The sequence below is a fragment of the Paenarthrobacter sp. CCNWLY172 genome (assembly GCF_037402035.1).
Taxonomy (GTDB): Bacteria; Actinomycetota; Actinomycetes; order Actinomycetales; family Micrococcaceae; genus Arthrobacter.
In genome coordinates this window covers 163,640-179,596 of the sequence record NZ_JBBEGB010000007.1, presented here as the reverse complement: position 1 = coordinate 179,596, position 15,957 = coordinate 163,640, and the positions used below count along the sequence as shown (strand labels likewise).

Genomic DNA, 15,957 nt, shown 5'->3' with positions numbered 1-15,957 from the left:
CAGCCTACCGAGGGTGCGCTGGCCCACAATTCCAGTTAACATGCATTAACGGATTTTGGGTCTGCATCAAGGAGGATGAATGGACATCAAGGGCACGGTCGCGCTGATTACCGGCGGGGCATCAGGGCTGGGGGCCGCCACCGCAAGGCGGTTGTTCGAGGCCGGAGCGTCGGTGGTCCTGGTGGACCTGCCGCAGTCCGCAGGGGATGCTTACGCCGCAGAACTGAACGCCTTGGGTGCAGGTTCTGGTCCGAGGGCGGTCTTTGTCCCCGCGGACGTCACCCATGAAGCGCAGATTCAGGCCGCGGTCGATGCTGCAACCGCCCTTGGCCCGCTGCGGATCGTCGTTAACTGCGCCGGCATTGCCACACCCGGCAAAGTGTTGGGACGCGACGGCGTGCTGCCCTTGGAAACTTTCAGCAAAGTTATCCAAATCAACCTCGTGGGAACCTTCAACGTGATCCGCCTTGCCGCCGCAGCCATGGTGGAAACGGAACCGGTTTCCACCGAACTGGGCGGGCCCGAGCGCGGCGTCATCATCAACACCGCATCCGTGGCAGCGTTCGAAGGCCAGATCGGACAGCCCGCCTATGCTGCTTCGAAAGGCGCTGTGGCGGCCATGACCCTGCCATTGGCACGCGAGCTCGCACGTTCTCTGATCAGGGTGGCCACCATAGCGCCCGGCATCTTTGAAACACCCATGATGGCCGGTCTTCCGCAAGCGGCACAGGATTCCTTGGGCCAGCAGGTCCCGCATCCAGCGCGGCTGGGACGTGCGGCAGAATACGCACAGTTGGCCGCGCACATCGTGGAGAACGCCATGCTGAACGGTGAAACCATCCGGCTGGACGGCGCCATCCGCATGGGAATCAAATAATGGGCGACTACAGCGGCGGCGCGGATTCCCCATCTTCGCCGGCGGTGCCCGCGGGCTCCGCCGGTGCGATACCTTCCTCCGTGGCGGGGTTGCCCACCGCGGACTTCTTCGACTTCGAGTCGCTGCTAAGCGTCCAGGAACAGCGGAAACTCAACGAACTCCGGGCCTTCCTTGCTTCGGAAATCGCCCCCTACGCCGGGCAGTGGTGGGAAAAGGCCGAGTTCCCGGAACACATCCTGCCCAAGCTCGCGGCGCTGCGGCTCAGTGCGCCGGCCCAGCGGGGGTACACGCACCTGTTCGCCGGCCTGGTGATCGCCGAAATGACCCGTGTGGACACCTCGATCGCCACGTTCTTCATGGTCCATCACGATCTCTTCGTTGAGTCGCTGTACGACTTCGGGAGCGACTCACAACAGGACCGCTACCTCGACGACGCCTCAAACCTGCGCACCACCGGCGCCTTCGCGCTCACCGAGCCAAACCATGGGTCTGATGTGGCAGGTGGCATGGAGACCACGGCGCGCAGGATCCAACGGGCAGCTTCCGACGGCGGTGACTACTGGGTGGTCAACGGCGCCAAACGCTGGATTGGCAACGGGACGTTCTGCGACTACATGCTGGTGTGGGCCAAAGACGAAGCCGACGGAGCCATCCGCGCGTTCATCGTTGACGCTTCCCTGCCTGGCATCACCCGCAGCCGCATCGAAAACAAGATCGCGCTGCGGACGGTGCAGAACGCCGACATCCGGTTCGTGGACGTCGAAGTCGCCGAATCGGATCGCTTCGCCGGGATCAGCAGCTTCTCCGACACCAACCACCTGCTGCGAGGCTCCCGAATCATGGTTGCCTGGCAAGCCGTTGGCCAGCAACTGGCGGCGTTCGATGTTGCCCGGCAGTACGCCGTCGAGCGCATGCAATTCGGGAAGCCGCTCGCCAAATTCCAACTCATCCAACAACATTTGGTGGACATGCTGGGAAACGCTGTAGCCAGCATGGGGATGATGGTGAGGATCGCCCAGCTGCAGGAAGACATCTCCACGGATGCCCAAGGCATTCGGCACGGCGGCGCCGACATGGCCCAGGTGGCCCTCGCCAAGGCCTACTGCAGCGCCCGGATGCGGGAGACAGTGGCTCTGGGCCGGTCCATTCTGGGCGGAAACGGAATTGTCACCGACTACCGGATCGCCAAAATCTTCGCCGACGCTGAAGCCATCTACACCTATGAGGGCTCCTACGAGATCAATTCGTTGATCGTTGGCCGCGCAGTGACGGGGGTTTCGGCAATCACCTAGTCCGGGTGGGCTTGGCGGTCCGTAATTTAGTCTCGGGGGAGTTTCTCACCGGCTTCCACCCTTACATCGATCGAATTGCCCCGCACCGGCATGGGGCATGTGCCGTAGGGGGTGAAGGCGCTGGGGTAGTTGATGCTGCGGTTGAAGTCGATCACAACGGACCCGTCCGGGCGGGGGCGAGGAATGAAGACCTTTCGCCACTCGTCCGTGGTGGCACCGTTGGTCTCATCGTGGAAGGTCACGTTGAGGGCGCCCAGCTTCTCTTCCTCCGCATGGAGCCGGATTTCATGGGGCACACCCGGTACCCGGAAAACGACCTCTCCCACTGAGCGATGGACCCCGTCCACCAATGGATTAGCTGTGCCGATGGGAACATCGCGAGGCTCCTCGTACGCCTCGAAACGTCCCTGGATGACCCACTCGGGGTTGTAGTCGTAGGTGGGAACGCCTTGGAACTCCGTGAGAACGGGGGAGCTGTTGTCACGGGTGCGGATGGCGTACTTGTCCGCACGCATGGCAAGTTCCACCACCACTTGCTTACCGTCGACGCCACCGTACTGAACCCACATCAGTGACTCTTCGTCCTGCAGGACTGCGCTGACTGTCCCGTCCACAGGCTCGCCGGTCTGGACAAATGTGAGGCCGTCCGCTGCGCTCGCCGAAAGAAAAGCGGTAGAACCGTCAGTTGACCAGAGACCGGGGGAGAGTTCGACCTCGGCCGGGTCCGACTCCAGCCACTGGAACGAGGTCAGGGTCAACCAGCCATGCTCGGTTGCCAGCGCCGTGTGCCGGCCCGTGCGGAACCGCTCCCAACGGGCCAGCTGGGGATCGGTTGCTGTGGTGGGCGAGCTCATGGGTCTCCTCGGCTTGTCTTCGCGGCACGTGGCGTGGTTGCACTTTCCTCAACTATGCGCCGTGTGTGGGCATTCCCTGAACTCGAGTCGACGCCGGGGCGCAGCCGCATTGGGACGGCTCGCGCTGGCCCCCAACCCATGCCAGCGCGAGCCGAGATTGAAGAACCGGCTGATGGGCTGGACATCATGTGCCCGGCCCATCAGCCGATCCGGCGCTCAGCGGGCCTTGTTAGTGCGACCTGCGGCCGGACCAGCGTGATCCTGCGAAGGCGAGCACCGATCCGACGGCCAGGAGCGCGGCCGCTATGAAGACGAATGCCGATCCCTGCGTGCCCGTGTTTGCCAACGGTTCCTCAGGTTCCTCTGCCGCGGGCTCCGACGGGTTCTCCGTGGGCGCCACAACCAGGGGGTCGGTAGTCACGACAATCGGCTCATCCGTTTCAGTGGGCATTGACGTAGCGGTCGGGGTGGGAGTGGGAGTGGGGGTGGGGGTGCTGGGGCTAGGGCTCGGTGTTGGTGTTGCGGTGGCCGTCGGAGTGGCCGTCGGAGTGGGGGTGCTTGGGCTTGGTGTGGGTGTTGCGGTGGCCGTCGGTGTCGCCGTCGGCGTCGGAGTGGGCGAACCGTTGCCTGTGCCACTTCCGCTGCTCCGGCGGGTCTGGGCCGCCACAGGTGTTTCCTGCCCCGAGATGGTGACAGTTCCGCTGTTCTCGTAGACGTTCAATGCGGCATCGGTCACCTGGGTCACAACGTAGAGCTCCACATGAAGGCCTTTGGGAAGGCCAGTCCAGCTCGCCGTGAGTTTCTGCGGAGTGCAGTCGAGGCTTGCAGGGTACTGCTCGTTGGCATATGGCTCGGTGATGTTCCCGTCGTCGTTCAAGACTCGTCCAACGCGGGGTGTGACACGGCTGCAGTCGATCTCCATGCCGGCTGACGGAGTATCGGTAACCACCACATCGTTGGTCTCCGCAGCCATCGGCGGCATGTAGAAGATCGACTCAAGGACTGTCTGGGCGGGGTCAACCCACCACATGGCCTTGCCTGCTTCAGTCGGGAGGGACGGACCGCACTCCGACGTGCACGGCTGAACAGCCACTGGGACACGCAGCACTGTGGAGCCGACGTTAAAGCTCAGTTCTTCAATTTCGCCGTCACCGGGATCAACCGAGTACTGCGTGCTGAAGGAACACGTCCCACCGACATTGAGGGGCTGTTCTGCCACAAAGTCCGTCAGCGTGAATACCACCAGGCCCGAGTCGTTGGCCCTTGCGGTGGCGACCGTTTCGCCGTCAGGATTCTGGAGATCAAATTCTGTGACTCCAAACCACCGCAGTTGCGGGGGCAGTTGGATGCTGAAGGTGTCACCCGGCCGGGAGTTGTCCGGCACGGACCATTCACACGTCAAATCCACCTGGTCCCACTGACTGGAAACTACTGATTCCGTCCTCAGGGTGATGTCCGCGTCCGTCAGCTCTGCAGCGTTGGCGGGCAAGGCTGACAGGCCCAGCCCCAGGACGGCCATGACAACCGCCAGAAGGGCGGCCACCAATGACGCGGTTTTTAGATGGATCTGATTTTTCATGTGCTGGATGGTCCTTAGAATCCGTGGTGAGATGCTCCGTCAATAGATGAGTGTTGGGCCATACTGGTTCGTGACGGCGTCGTAGGGAGCCGGCTTATTTTGTTTCGCAGGATGAATCCTTGGCTGCTGTTGCCGTGTCGGCGGACACCGCTGCAGCAGCGGAAGACAGCGGGTAGAACCGCAGCCGGGCAGGGCCCAGGGTGCCATCCCCCAAAGCTTCCAGCGCGGCTTTGCACTCCACCAACCTGCACAGGTTGCTTTCACTGAAAGGGAACAGCACATGCACGGCGGAGTTTTGGTACATGGCCATCGCTCCGGTGCCATGCAGTTGCCCTTTAACGGCTTCTCCCATCCGGGCCAGGAGGGTCCAGCAATGGCTCCGGCCGTCTCGAGGGCCGGCGATGGAGATGATGGCCATGGCATGCGCGCCCGGGCAATCGGGCCCAGTCCCCATTGACGACACTTCATGGATCCGCCGCTGGAAGTGTGCCTGTGTAGCCAGTCCTGTGTAGACATCCGTGCACGAGATCGGCGGCGCCGTTTCCGCAACCTCCGCCCAGCCTTCCGCCACTGACTGCAAGGCATCGACGTCCAGGGTCCTTTCCGCGGCCGAAAAGAGTGCCCGGAAATCAGTCATGGTCTCACCGATGCCCACGCCATTCCTGGCCCGTGCGGCGCCGAGCGATTTTGCTGCAGGTGCCGGAACGGATGCGCTGTCAGCCAGTGAGGAGACGACGGTCCGGACTTCGGGCAAGAACCAGTCAGCATGGAAGCGCCAGCCTGTCTGGTAACTGGTGGTCTGCCATCTACGCAGCAAAAGGTGCCGCGAGAACGTGCACTCTGCGAATGATTTTGTCCGGAACGATGTCATATCCGAAGAGTGTGCGGAGAAGCCGTTTCGTGACGAAGCGGACGGCAAAATCGTTGCTAAAGACAGTGTATAAACCGCGTCACGTCTTGCCGCTTACCCCCACTCAATAGATATGGGCAGGATTATTTACGTTTCGGGGGTGCCATAGATGGCACGAAGGTCACAAGTGGACAGTCAAGTGGACGTCGACGTCGATAGCGACGGGCACCTCATCAGGATGGTCCGTGCCGGAGAGATGTCCGCATTCGACGGGCTCTACGCGCGCCACATTTCCATCGCCTCCGCCGTAGCCAAGCGCAACGTGGACAATCCGAGCGATGCCGAGGATGTAGTTGCCGAGGCGTTCCAGTCCGTGCTGCAAAGCCTGGTGGCAGGGAAAGGGCCGGATACCTTCTTCCGGGCGTACTTGTTGTCCACGGTAACCCGGCTGTCCCACCAACGGAATCGAAAAGCCGGCAGGGTCCTGCCAAGCAGTGACGAGTCTGTCCTGGACCAAACTCTGGCAGATTCCGATCCAGCCGTCAGCGCCTTCGAATCACAAACAGTGGCCAGGGCGTTCCGTGCCCTGCCGGAACGTTGGCAGGCTGTGCTGTGGTACCTGGACGTTGAGCGCATGAAGCCGGCGGCCGTCGCTCCCATTCTTGGGCTGTCCGCCAACGCGGTTTCTGCACTGGCGCTGCGAGCACGAGAGGGGCTGAGGCGGCATTATCTTCAATTCCATATCGCAGATCAGCCTGATGACGGGTGCGCCGCGTTCGTCACGAAACTGGGTAACTATCTCCGGGGCGGACTCTCCACTGGAACGGAACGCAAAGTTCGCGAGCACCTGAACGGCTGCTCCAAATGCACGGCAGCCCTTGCAGAACTGAAAGACGTCCAGAACAGCATGAGGGTGGTACTTCTTCCGCTGGTGACGGGTATCCCAGTGACTGCGTGGGCGGCAAAAGGGGGCGGTCTGGGCGTTCTTGGCGGGATGGCGCCGGCAAAGGCGGTGGTCGTTCCCGCCCTTGCGAAACCCGCCGTGATGGCCGTCATTGCAGCGGCAGGAGTGGGACTGGTCTTGGGAACAGTGGGAATAGTGGACCAACTAACCCCTGACGCTTATATGGAAGAGCGCGCTGTCGAAACCGGCGCCCCTCCGGTGGGGACGGGCCGAGCGCTCGTTACACCTTCAGCGTCCCCAACCAGTACCTCGGCCCCTGCCCCATCGGCCGAGGTTCAGCCGGCGCCGGTGGAGACCACCCCTCCGGTGTCAGTGCCGGAGCCGTCAACGGAGCCCGTGGCGCCACCAGTACCGGAGCCGGATCCCGTTCCGGTTCCGACGTCCACCCCCACCACGCCTGTACCAGTTCCCTCTGCCGTGCCTTCGCAATCTGGGCGGGCACAGGTCTCCGGTACTGCCAGGCGCACCTCTGAGGGCTACTTCCGCGGCACTGCCATGGAAATCGACTTCAATGCCTCAGGCACCCGACCCTTGGGCGCAGGTACGGCGGTGTTTGCAGTGGGCAGGGATTCACGGATTGTGGAGAACTCCATCGAGGCACCAGAAGGATGGTCGTGTTCCATGGCGGGGGGCACAGAAGTTACGTGCAACACGGATTCAGTCCAGCGCAGCGATCTGCACTTCCACGTGACGGTGCAATCCAAGCGCCATAAGTCCAACAGCGTGCTGAGGTACTCACTGAGCGGAAGCGGCCTGGTCACGGGGGAGTTTGAGTACCGCTATTAAAGGGATTCATCGGCAGCGTCACGAATCTCCTTCCCAGTTCACTACTTCTACGGCGGTCTCCGGAGATGGGAACCGTGCTAATTCGCTACGCATTATGGGGGCATTATGGAAGCAACGCTGTTCTCCGTTGCTGGTTTGTTGGGGATTCTGGTGGCTGGCTGGACTTTGGTTCCAGCTGGCCGGAACTGGTTCGCGCGAAAGTTCAGCTCACCGAACAGGCTCCGTTGGACGTTGGCCTGTTTTGGAAGTTTGCTGCTGGTAGCCCTTGCGGGGTGTGCAGTCGGCCAGACACATCCTTCCTGGCTGAATACGGTGGTTGTGCTTGCCGGTGCAGGGCTGATTGTTGCGTGCCTTGTTGCTCCGGCTTTTCGGATCCGCTACAGGGTGGCTGCCCGGCCTCGAAGAGTGCTCGCCATCGGAGCACACCCCGATGATCTGGAATTGGCCTGTGGGGCCACGCTGGCCAAGTTGTCCGACGCCGGCCATGACGTCAGGACCATGGTGATGAGTAACGGGAGCCAGGGCGGAGACAGCAGAGTCCGCGTAACGGAGGCTGCTGCAGGCTCGGACTTCATGGGCGCCACTGCAGTGCAGGTCCACCACTTCCAAGACACCAACTTGTCCGGGCATGGGCCGGAGATGGTCAAAGCGATCGAGGAGGCCATTGAGGACTTCCGTCCGGACGTTGTCATCACGCATTCCCGCAATGACTACCACCAGGATCACCAAGCGGTCCATAGTGCCACTATGCGGGCGGCGCGGCGGCACTCCTCCATTCTGTGTTTTGAAAGTCCGTCATCCACGCGGCAGTTCGATCCCAGCGTTTTCGTGGACATCGCCGGGTATGTGGACGTAAAAATCCATGCCGTGGGTATGCACCGGGATCAAAAGGGAAAGCCGTACATGAGCGCTGAAAGGGTCCGCAGTCTCGCGGCCTTCCGGGGTTCACAGGTCAAGACCACATATGCAGAGGGTTTTGAACCTGTCCGGTTGCTCGGCTCTGCCGTAGGGGAGTTCTGATGGTGCGCGTGCTGGTGACGGGTGTTGGCGGGCCGGCTGGGGATTCCTTGGCACGTCAATTGGTGGACCAGGGACATTGGGTTCTGGGCGTCGATATGAAACAGGTCCACGCTTCGGCGGCGGACACCGTGTCTGTGGTGTCACCCTCTAGTGCACCGGGCTACTTGTGGGAACTTCGCGGACTCGTAGCCGCTTATGAGATAGAACTGGTGGTGCCAACCGTCAGCGAGGAACTGGTGATGGTGGCGGAGGCCCGGGATGGTTTCGCTCCGGGAGTCGAGATCCTGATCGCGGACCCGACACCCGTTCGGCTCGCGAATGACAAGTACCTCACCATGAAGTGCCTTGCCAACGCCAATGTGGGGGTTCCGGATTTCGCGTTGCCGGGGGATTTCAGCTCAATCAATGAGGCAATGGCCCGCTTTGGCGGATCCTTGGTGGTCAAGCCCCGGGTATCGCGCGGTGGACGCGGAGTCCAGATCCTGGAAAGGGCTGCCGACGGCGGAAGAAGCGCCGCGCGCATATGGTCCTCATTGGATGATTCCTGGATCGTGCAGCGCTTTGCGCCGGGCGCCGAGTATGCGCCTGTGGTGTTTCGGCCCTGGCAGGAGTCGGAGCAGGACGATCTTGTGGTGGTGCTGGAAAAGACAGAGCTTAAACACGGTCGTATCGGCAACGCGCTCTCGGTCAGGAGAGTGGATACGCCGGAGGCTCCCGATATCGCCCGGATAGCGGAAGCAGCCTCCGCCGCACTGGGCCTGGCTGGTCCCGTCGACGTTGACGTCCGCCGCATGTGGGACGGAACTCCGGTAGTTCTGGAGGTCAACGCCAGATTTGGTGCCAATAGTGCCTTCGCACCGGAACTCCTGGAACGGGTCCTGCGGAGCTATATCCACGGGCCAATGCTCGGACGGACTGTGTGAGTTTGGTTGACGCGGCCATGGTGTTCGTCCAGTGTGGTGGCTTGGTGATCCTGGGTTTCGGAGCGGTCAAGATCGCCTACGTTCCATTGGCCTTGTATTTCAACTGGTTCCACCGTTCCAAAGCTCCAAAGCATCGCTACTCGGTTCTCAGCCAGAGGCCCTTGGTGTCGGTCATCGTCCCCGGCTACAACGAAGCCGTGGTCATCACCAAATGCGTCGAGTCGATCCTGGCGAGCAGGTATCTGCGGCTCGAGGTCATCCTGGTAGACGACGGCTCCACCGATTCCACTGCACGCATCATGGCGGGACTGGCGGAACAGTATGACAGGGTGCGCTTCCTGTCGCAGACGAACGCCGGGAAAGGGGCCGCCCTCAACAATGGAATCGCCGCAGCGCACGGCGACATCCTGATGTTTGTTGACGCTGACGGGATCTTTGCACCGGACACAATCGTGAACATGCTGGAAGGTTTTGACCATCCAAAGGTCGGAGCGGTGTGCGGCGATGACCGGCCCGTGAACCTGAACCGTGTCCAAACCATGATGCTTGCCGTCCTGAGCCACGTTGGCACGGGCCTGGTCCGCAGGGCTCTCTCCTTGTTGCACTGCCTGCCCATTGTTTCCGGGAACATTGGCGCCTTCCGGAGCGAACTTGTGAGGGAAGTGGGCGGATTCCACGAGGACACCCTTGGTGAAGACCTCGAACTGACATGGAGGGTCTACAAGGTGGGCTACCGGGTTCGCTTCCAGCCCAGTGCCCTGGTCTACGCTGAGTCGCCCTCCACCATAGGAGGACTGTGGCGCCAGCGTGTGCGCTGGTCGCGCGGGTTGCTGCAAACACTCCGGATGCACATGGGGATGCTCGGGCGGCGTCGTTACGGACTGTTTGGCATGTTCCTGGTGTTCAACGCCATCACCATGGTGGTGATACCCGTGCTGCAACTTGCCATCTTGGCGGTCCTGCCCTTTCTCTACATCGCCGGTGAAGGTCCGGTGCCGGGCCAGGTCTTCGCGATTCTTGGCTGGTTGGGCCTTTTCGTGTCTCTGGCCTTGGTGTGTTTTTCCATTGGTCTTAACCGGTCATGGCGGGATCTGCGATTCCTTTGGACCCTGCCGTTATGGCCCTTCTATTCGGTGTTCGTTGGACTGGCGTTGGCCAGCGCAATCGCCAAGGAGATCCGTGGCACACCGGCCAAATGGAACAAGTTGCAACGCACCGGTGTCATCAGCGTGATTGCTGCCGAGGCCAAAGTCCCGAAAGAGGTGGGCGCGTGAACCGCGCAGCCTCAGCGATCGCAGGCGCCCTGCTGGCCTCGACCCTGACGATGGCCTCGTGCGCCGGGGAGCCGCTTCCCAAGCCTGCGGACCGCATGGTCAACCTGGGCTTTGAGGACGTGGTGAACAGTGAGCCCGGCTACCTTGCGAAACTCTCAGAACGTTTGGACTCAGTGAATGCCACGGCGGTGTCCATCTCCGTTGGACGCACCGATTGGACAGCTTTCCCATGGCCGGACCAATCCGGGGCGGAGTCCAGTGAGGTTTCCCAGTCAGGACGGGACTTCGTGGCAGAGTCCATCACGGCGCTGGAGACTGCGGATGACGGAAGCAAACGCGATGTCATCCTGACCATCGACGTCTTATTGGACCGCGCGCTGAAGGAAGATCCTGCCCTTGCCGGGAGGAACGTTGACGGGGCGGCATCCGATTCCTTTGCGGGTGTGTGGTCATTGAGGCATGGCGCGGCCGGTACCCGGCTGGCTTCCCTAGCCGCTGCTGTCGCCAAGAAGTACAGGCCCTCGGCAGTGAACCTCACAGAGCTCATGTTCGACGACTTCACTTTCGGCGGCAACGATCTCAAGGACTTCAAAATCACCACCGGCTCCACGGACTGGCCCCGAAACGGTGACGGAACCATCGATACGTCAGACCCACGAATCCATACCTGGCGCAGCGAAGCCATGGCGGACATCGTGCGCAAAGTGAGCTCCGCCGTCGAACCTTATGGTGTCAATCTGGACATGGACGTGCGCTCGCCGCGCGATTCACCGTCCGGGGACCGGGCGGACAGCGGACATGACTACGATCTCCTACTCAAGCAGGTGGACCGGCTTCACGTGTGGGAGTACGTGGGGCTCAACAGCGAACGGTCCCCCAAGACCCGGGAATTGGCTGAATCCATGAACCGCCGCGCGGGTTCCCGCATGTCCCTGTCGGTGGGACTTTGGTCCAGTGAGGGCCGGATAACGGCGGGAGAGTTCGGTACAGCTTTGCGGGAGGCGGCGCTCGGCGGGGCCACTTCTGTATCCGTGACGCCCGCCAGTCTCATGGAGGAGCAGCACTGGGGGGAACTGAGGAAGGCCTGGGTGGGGAAGTGAGCACTGTTGAGCCGATTCCCCGCGGAGTACGCTGACCGCATGGGGATGGACACAGTGGTTGCAATCGTTGTCAGTGGTGCCCTGATATGCGGCTCCATTTGGGCTGGCACAGGACTTGTTAAACGGGGTGTTCGCGCGAAGGGGGCAACAGGCACACTGGGTAGTGTCCTCTCGATGATTGAACCTGCCACCGGTGCGCCTACCAGAGTGGAGGCGGCTGCTGCGATCGAAGAAATGCGGCAGCGCAGGCACGAGAAGCTCTCCGCGGGGCCCGGCATGGTGCACGACGAGCTGATGAGTGGCAAGGTGGTCCTGCCCGGGCGGACTGATCAAAAAGGTGACGCCAGAATCTGAGACGCATTCCATGGGTCGAGTTCGGGGCGGGTAAGATCCCGTAGGAAACCCTAGTAATCCGGCTCACAGTATCCAGCGCAGTGTACGGGCCAAAACCAGATCCCGAAGGTATGCATCCATGGTTCACACTGCCCCTCAAGACACCGATCTCGCTGCCGAATTGCGCGCCGATGTGCGCCGCGTTTCCACCCTCCTGGGTGAATCGTTGGTTCGCCAGCACGGTCCGGAATTGCTTGCCCTGGTGGAGCAGGTCCGCCTGCTGACCAAGGAGTCCAAGGAAGCGGCGCGCGGCGGTGCTGATGCCACCGGGCCTTGGAGCGCGCACGACGTCGTTGCCCAGGTCCGCGAATTGCTCGCCTCCCTGCCGCTGGACCAGGCGACGGATTTGGTGAGGGCCTTTGCGTTCTACTTCCACCTCACCAATGCGGCGGAACAAGTCCATCGTGTCCGAGGCCTCCGCACCCGGCAGGAAAAGGACGGCTGGTTGGCCAAAGCGGTTTCCGAGATCGCCGGCCAAGCGGGTCCACAGGTCTTGCAGGACGTGATCAACGAGCTCGATGTCCGCCCCATTTTCACGGCGCACCCTACGGAGGCCTCACGCCGGTCCGTGCTGGACAAGGTCCGCAAACTCTCCGATGTCCTTGCCGAGCCCACGGCGGAAGGCACGTCCGCGCGTCGTCGACAGGACCGGCAGCTTGCCGAAATCATTGATCAGATGTGGCAGACCGATGAGTTGCGCCAAGTCCGCCCCACGCCCGTGGATGAGGCACGAAACGCCATCTACTACTTGAACAGCATCCTGACCGACGCCATGCCGGAAATGCTGACGGACCTGTCCGAGCTTTTGGCCGAGCACGGTGTCGCACTCCCGGTGGCCGCCGCTCCGCTGCGGTTCGGTTCGTGGATCGGTGGTGACCGTGACGGCAACCCCAACGTCACCGCCGCTGTCACCCGGGAGATCCTGCAGCTACAGAATCAGAACGCCGTGCGCATCAGCATTGCCTTGATCGACGAACTCATTTCGGTTTTGTCCAACTCCACGGCACTTTTTGGGGCCGACCAGGTACTGCTGGATTCGATCGCCGAAGACCTCAAGAACCTCCCGGGGCTGGACAAGCGCATCCTTGAACTGAACGCCCAGGAGCCCTACAGGCTCAAGCTGACATGCATCAAGGCCAAGCTCATCAACACTGGACGCCGCGTTTCGGCGTCGACGTATCACGAGCCTGGCCGGGACTACGCCACCACCTCCGAGCTGCTGGCAGAGTTCGGGCTGTTGGAGGACTCGCTGCGGAACCACTCAGCCGCGCTGGTGGCAGATGGTGCTCTGGCCCGTGTTCGCCGGGCAATCGCAGCCTTCGGCCTGCATTTGGCAACGTTGGATATCCGCGAGCACGCCGATTACCACCACGACGCTGTTGGCCAGCTTGTGGACCGACTCGGCACGGAGAAGCCGTACGGCGACCTCAGCCGTGAGGAGCGCTTTACGTTCCTGGGCGCAGAACTGGCCTCCCACCGCCCGCTCTCCGGGCACCCCATCAAGCTGGAGGGTACTGCCGACGGCACGTATGACGTCTTCCGGAGCATCCGGCAGGCGCTTCACACCTATGGGCCGGACGTCGTGGAGACGTACATCATCTCAATGACCCGGGGCGCTGATGATGTCCTTGCCGCGGCGGTCCTGGCCCGTGAAGCTGGATTGATTGACCTTTTCGGGGCCAAGCCTCACGCCAAGATTGGGTTTGCCCCGCTGCTGGAAACCGTGGAAGAACTGCGCGCTTCTGCCGAGATCGTGGACCAGTTGCTGTCCGATCCGTCATACCGGGAACTTGTCCGTCTCCGCGGCGATGTCCAGGAGGTCATGCTGGGCTACTCCGATTCCAACAAGGAATCCGGTGTGATGACCAGCCAATGGGAAATCCACAAGACCCAGCGCAAACTGCGCGATGTTGCGGCCAAACATGGTGTGCGAGTCCGTTTGTTCCATGGCCGCGGTGGTTCCGTGGGCCGTGGCGGCGGACCAACATACGACGCCATCATGGCGCAGCCCAACGGCGTCCTGGAAGGTGAGATCAAGTTCACTGAGCAAGGTGAGGTCATTTCGGACAAGTACTCCCTGCCCGAACTGGCACGCGAAAATCTTGAGTTGTCTCTTGCAGCGGTGATGCAGGGCTCGGCCCTGCACCGGACTCCGCGTACTTCGGAGGACGAGCGCGAGCGCTACGCGAACGTCATGGAAACCATCTCCGACGCAGCATTCGACCGCTACCGCGCACTGATCGACGATCCCGAGTTGCCGGCCTACTTCCTTGCCTCCACCCCGGTAGAGCAGTTGGGTTCGCTGAACATCGGATCGCGCCCGTCCAAGCGTCCGGATTCCGGCGCAGGCCTCGGGGGTCTCAGGGCTATCCCCTGGGTCTTCGGTTGGACCCAGTCCCGGCAGATCGTTCCGGGGTGGTTTGGTGTGGGTTCAGGCCTGAAGGCTGCCCGCGAGGCAGGCAACACCGACCAGCTCCTGGAGATGATGGACCGCTGGCACTTCTTCCGCTCCGTCATCTCCAACGTGGAGATGACGCTGGCAAAGACTGACATGGAAATTGCCGGTCACTACGTTTCGTCGCTGGTACCGGAGGAACTTCACCGCCTGTTCCACATGATTCGTGACGAATACGAGCTCACCGTGGCCGAAATTGAGCGGCTTACAGGCGAGATCGAGCTCCTCGATGCCCAGCCCACGCTCAAGCGGTCGCTGGAGATCCGCGACCAGTACCTGGATCCGATCAGCTACCTTCAGGTGGAGCTGCTCCGCCGCGTGCGCGAAGAGTCCGTGTCCGGAACCGAGATCGACGAACGGCTGCAGCGGGCCATGCTCATCACGGTCAACGGTGTGGCCGCGGGCCTGCGCAACACCGGCTAACAAACGCTCACTCACGTCCCTCGGGGTTTCAAGGATCCCTCTCTCATCTGGTGAGAGAGGGATCCGCTCAAGGGCGCGGGATGTGAGAGAGGGATCTGCCCAAGGGCGCGGGATGTGAGAGAGGGATCTGCCCAAGGGCGCGGGATGTGAGAGAGCGTTAGGGTGGTGGGATGCCGTCGTTCCAAACCAAGTTGAAGATCACTGGCCTCAAACCGGGGAATGCGCCTGAGTCAGTGATGGCCGCAGCCGTGGAAGCCTTGGAAACCCGCCACCACGTGGAGTCGAACCAGCTGGATATCGTGGGCGGCGTACCCCAGATCAGCCTGCGCTTCACGGTGGGGGACCGCGATTATTCAGGTGAGAACGACGAAGCCCGGACGTCGGCAGCCATGATGCGTGACGCCGTCGAACGCGTGGCCATCACGGGCAGCCTTTACGTATTGCGCCGCAGCCGCGGACGCTGGTCACCGGTCTAACGACGCTGGTCACCGGTCTAAATCGGGGAAGTTACTCGGGCTGGGGTACGTCGCCGGGCTTATCGGCGTTGTACGGTTCGTCAACGGGTGAGCTGCTGCCGCGGCGCCGCGTGACGATCAGTCCCACCATCACGCCGATCACCAGGCCTACGGCCACGCCGATGAGTGAACTGGCCCAAAACGGCAGCTTGGTGGTTGAGCCGGTGAAGTAGCCGAGGCCCACTTGCCAGACCGCCCAGAGGACCGCACCCAGGCCGGCGCAGAGGCTGAAACCGCGGACGGAAACGTTGGCAATGCCCGCCGCCGAGGATGTAGCAAGCCGGCCTCCGGGGATGAAGCGTGCGCCGATGATGGCGCCGTAAGTGGAGGAGCGTCCGGCTTTGGCGATGGCCTCGTGGATTCCGCGGTGTAGCCGACGGCCCCACGACCACCGGTCCAGGACATGGCTGATGCGCCGTTTGAAGAGGATAAAAACCGCCATGTCGCCGAGCCAGGATGCCAAGGCGGCGAGGAACAAGATCAGCCAGAAGTTGGCGTGGCCGTCGGCGGCGAGGGCACCGCCGGTGATCACCACCATTTCCGAGGGGATGGGCGGGAAGATGGCGTCGCCCAGCACAATGGGGACGATCCACAGGTAAATCGCGGATCCCCACGTCTCAGGGGCGGTGATGTCCATGGGCACAAGGTACCG

The 15,957-nt window shown here is 62.1% G+C and carries 14 protein-coding genes; 10 read left to right on the top strand and 4 right to left on the bottom strand.

Annotation, left to right across the window (positions count from 1 at the left end):
- Positions 1–79 precede the first annotated feature (79 nt).
- Entirely contained in the window at positions 80–877 is a 798-nt protein-coding gene (locus tag WBN73_RS12955; RefSeq protein WP_337340446.1) for an SDR family NAD(P)-dependent oxidoreductase, read from the top strand.
- A complete protein-coding gene (locus WBN73_RS12950; RefSeq protein ID WP_242703518.1) occupies positions 877–2,169 on the top strand; it encodes an acyl-CoA dehydrogenase family protein in 1,293 nt (430 codons plus the stop codon). Before WBN73_RS12955 ends, WBN73_RS12950 begins: the two co-directional genes overlap by 1 nt.
- Before the next feature lie 26 nt (positions 2,170–2,195).
- On the opposite strand, the gene WBN73_RS12945 is transcribed toward WBN73_RS12950, so the two are convergent.
- The 3 genes from WBN73_RS12945 to WBN73_RS12935 form a co-directional block, all read right to left on the bottom strand.
- Complete coding sequence (locus WBN73_RS12945) at positions 2,196–3,023, bottom strand: DUF1684 domain-containing protein (RefSeq protein WP_337340445.1); 828 nt, start codon at positions 3,021–3,023, stop codon at positions 2,196–2,198.
- Positions 3,024–3,252: 229 nt separating this feature from the next.
- The gene (locus WBN73_RS12940) at positions 3,253–4,602 is read right to left on the bottom strand and encodes an Ig-like domain-containing protein (protein ID WP_337340444.1); all 1,350 of its coding nucleotides are present in this window, start codon (positions 4,600–4,602) and stop codon (positions 3,253–3,255) included.
- A gap of 94 nt (positions 4,603–4,696) precedes the next feature.
- A complete protein-coding gene (locus WBN73_RS12935) occupies positions 4,697–5,473 on the bottom strand; it encodes a hypothetical protein (RefSeq protein ID WP_207596254.1) in 777 nt (258 codons plus the stop codon).
- Positions 5,474–5,639: 166 nt separating this feature from the next.
- Between WBN73_RS12935 and WBN73_RS12930 the strand changes: the two genes are divergently transcribed.
- From WBN73_RS12930 to WBN73_RS12895, 8 genes are all read left to right on the top strand, one after another.
- Positions 5,640–7,202, top strand: a complete 1,563-nt coding sequence (locus WBN73_RS12930; RefSeq protein WP_337681310.1) for a sigma-70 family RNA polymerase sigma factor — start codon at positions 5,640–5,642, stop codon at positions 7,200–7,202.
- A 105-nt stretch (positions 7,203–7,307) separates the two neighbouring features.
- Positions 7,308–8,222 (top strand): PIG-L family deacetylase, encoded by a 915-nt coding sequence (locus WBN73_RS12925; RefSeq protein ID WP_337340442.1) that lies wholly within the window; start codon positions 7,308–7,310, stop codon positions 8,220–8,222.
- Entirely contained in the window at positions 8,222–9,145 is a 924-nt protein-coding gene (locus tag WBN73_RS12920; RefSeq protein ID WP_337340441.1) for an ATP-grasp domain-containing protein, read from the top strand. The genes WBN73_RS12925 and WBN73_RS12920 overlap by 1 nt, the downstream gene beginning before the upstream one ends.
- Positions 9,142–10,419 carry a glycosyltransferase gene (locus WBN73_RS12915; protein WP_337340440.1) on the top strand — a complete coding sequence of 426 codons (1,278 nt, stop codon included), beginning with the start codon at positions 9,142–9,144 and terminating at the stop codon, positions 10,417–10,419. The genes WBN73_RS12920 and WBN73_RS12915 overlap by 4 nt, the downstream gene beginning before the upstream one ends.
- A complete protein-coding gene (locus WBN73_RS12910; protein ID WP_337340439.1) occupies positions 10,416–11,519 on the top strand; it encodes a hypothetical protein in 1,104 nt (367 codons plus the stop codon). Before WBN73_RS12915 ends, WBN73_RS12910 begins: the two co-directional genes overlap by 4 nt.
- Positions 11,520–11,693: 174 nt before the next feature.
- Positions 11,694–11,873: a hypothetical protein gene (locus tag WBN73_RS12905; RefSeq protein ID WP_337340438.1), complete on the top strand. Its 180-nt coding sequence runs from the start codon at positions 11,694–11,696 to the stop codon at positions 11,871–11,873.
- 118 nt (positions 11,874–11,991) lie between these two features.
- On the top strand, positions 11,992–14,790 hold the full coding sequence (gene ppc, locus WBN73_RS12900) for a phosphoenolpyruvate carboxylase (RefSeq protein ID WP_207596258.1): 2,799 nt from the start codon (positions 11,992–11,994) through the stop codon (positions 14,788–14,790).
- Positions 14,791–14,960: 170 nt separating this feature from the next.
- A complete protein-coding gene (locus WBN73_RS12895) occupies positions 14,961–15,266 on the top strand; it encodes a hypothetical protein (protein ID WP_089593699.1) in 306 nt (101 codons plus the stop codon).
- A 31-nt stretch (positions 15,267–15,297) separates the two neighbouring features.
- On the opposite strand, the gene WBN73_RS12890 is transcribed toward WBN73_RS12895, so the two are convergent.
- The gene (locus tag WBN73_RS12890; RefSeq protein WP_207596259.1) at positions 15,298–15,942 is read right to left on the bottom strand and encodes a DedA family protein; all 645 of its coding nucleotides are present in this window, start codon (positions 15,940–15,942) and stop codon (positions 15,298–15,300) included.
- Positions 15,943–15,957 lie beyond the last annotated feature (15 nt).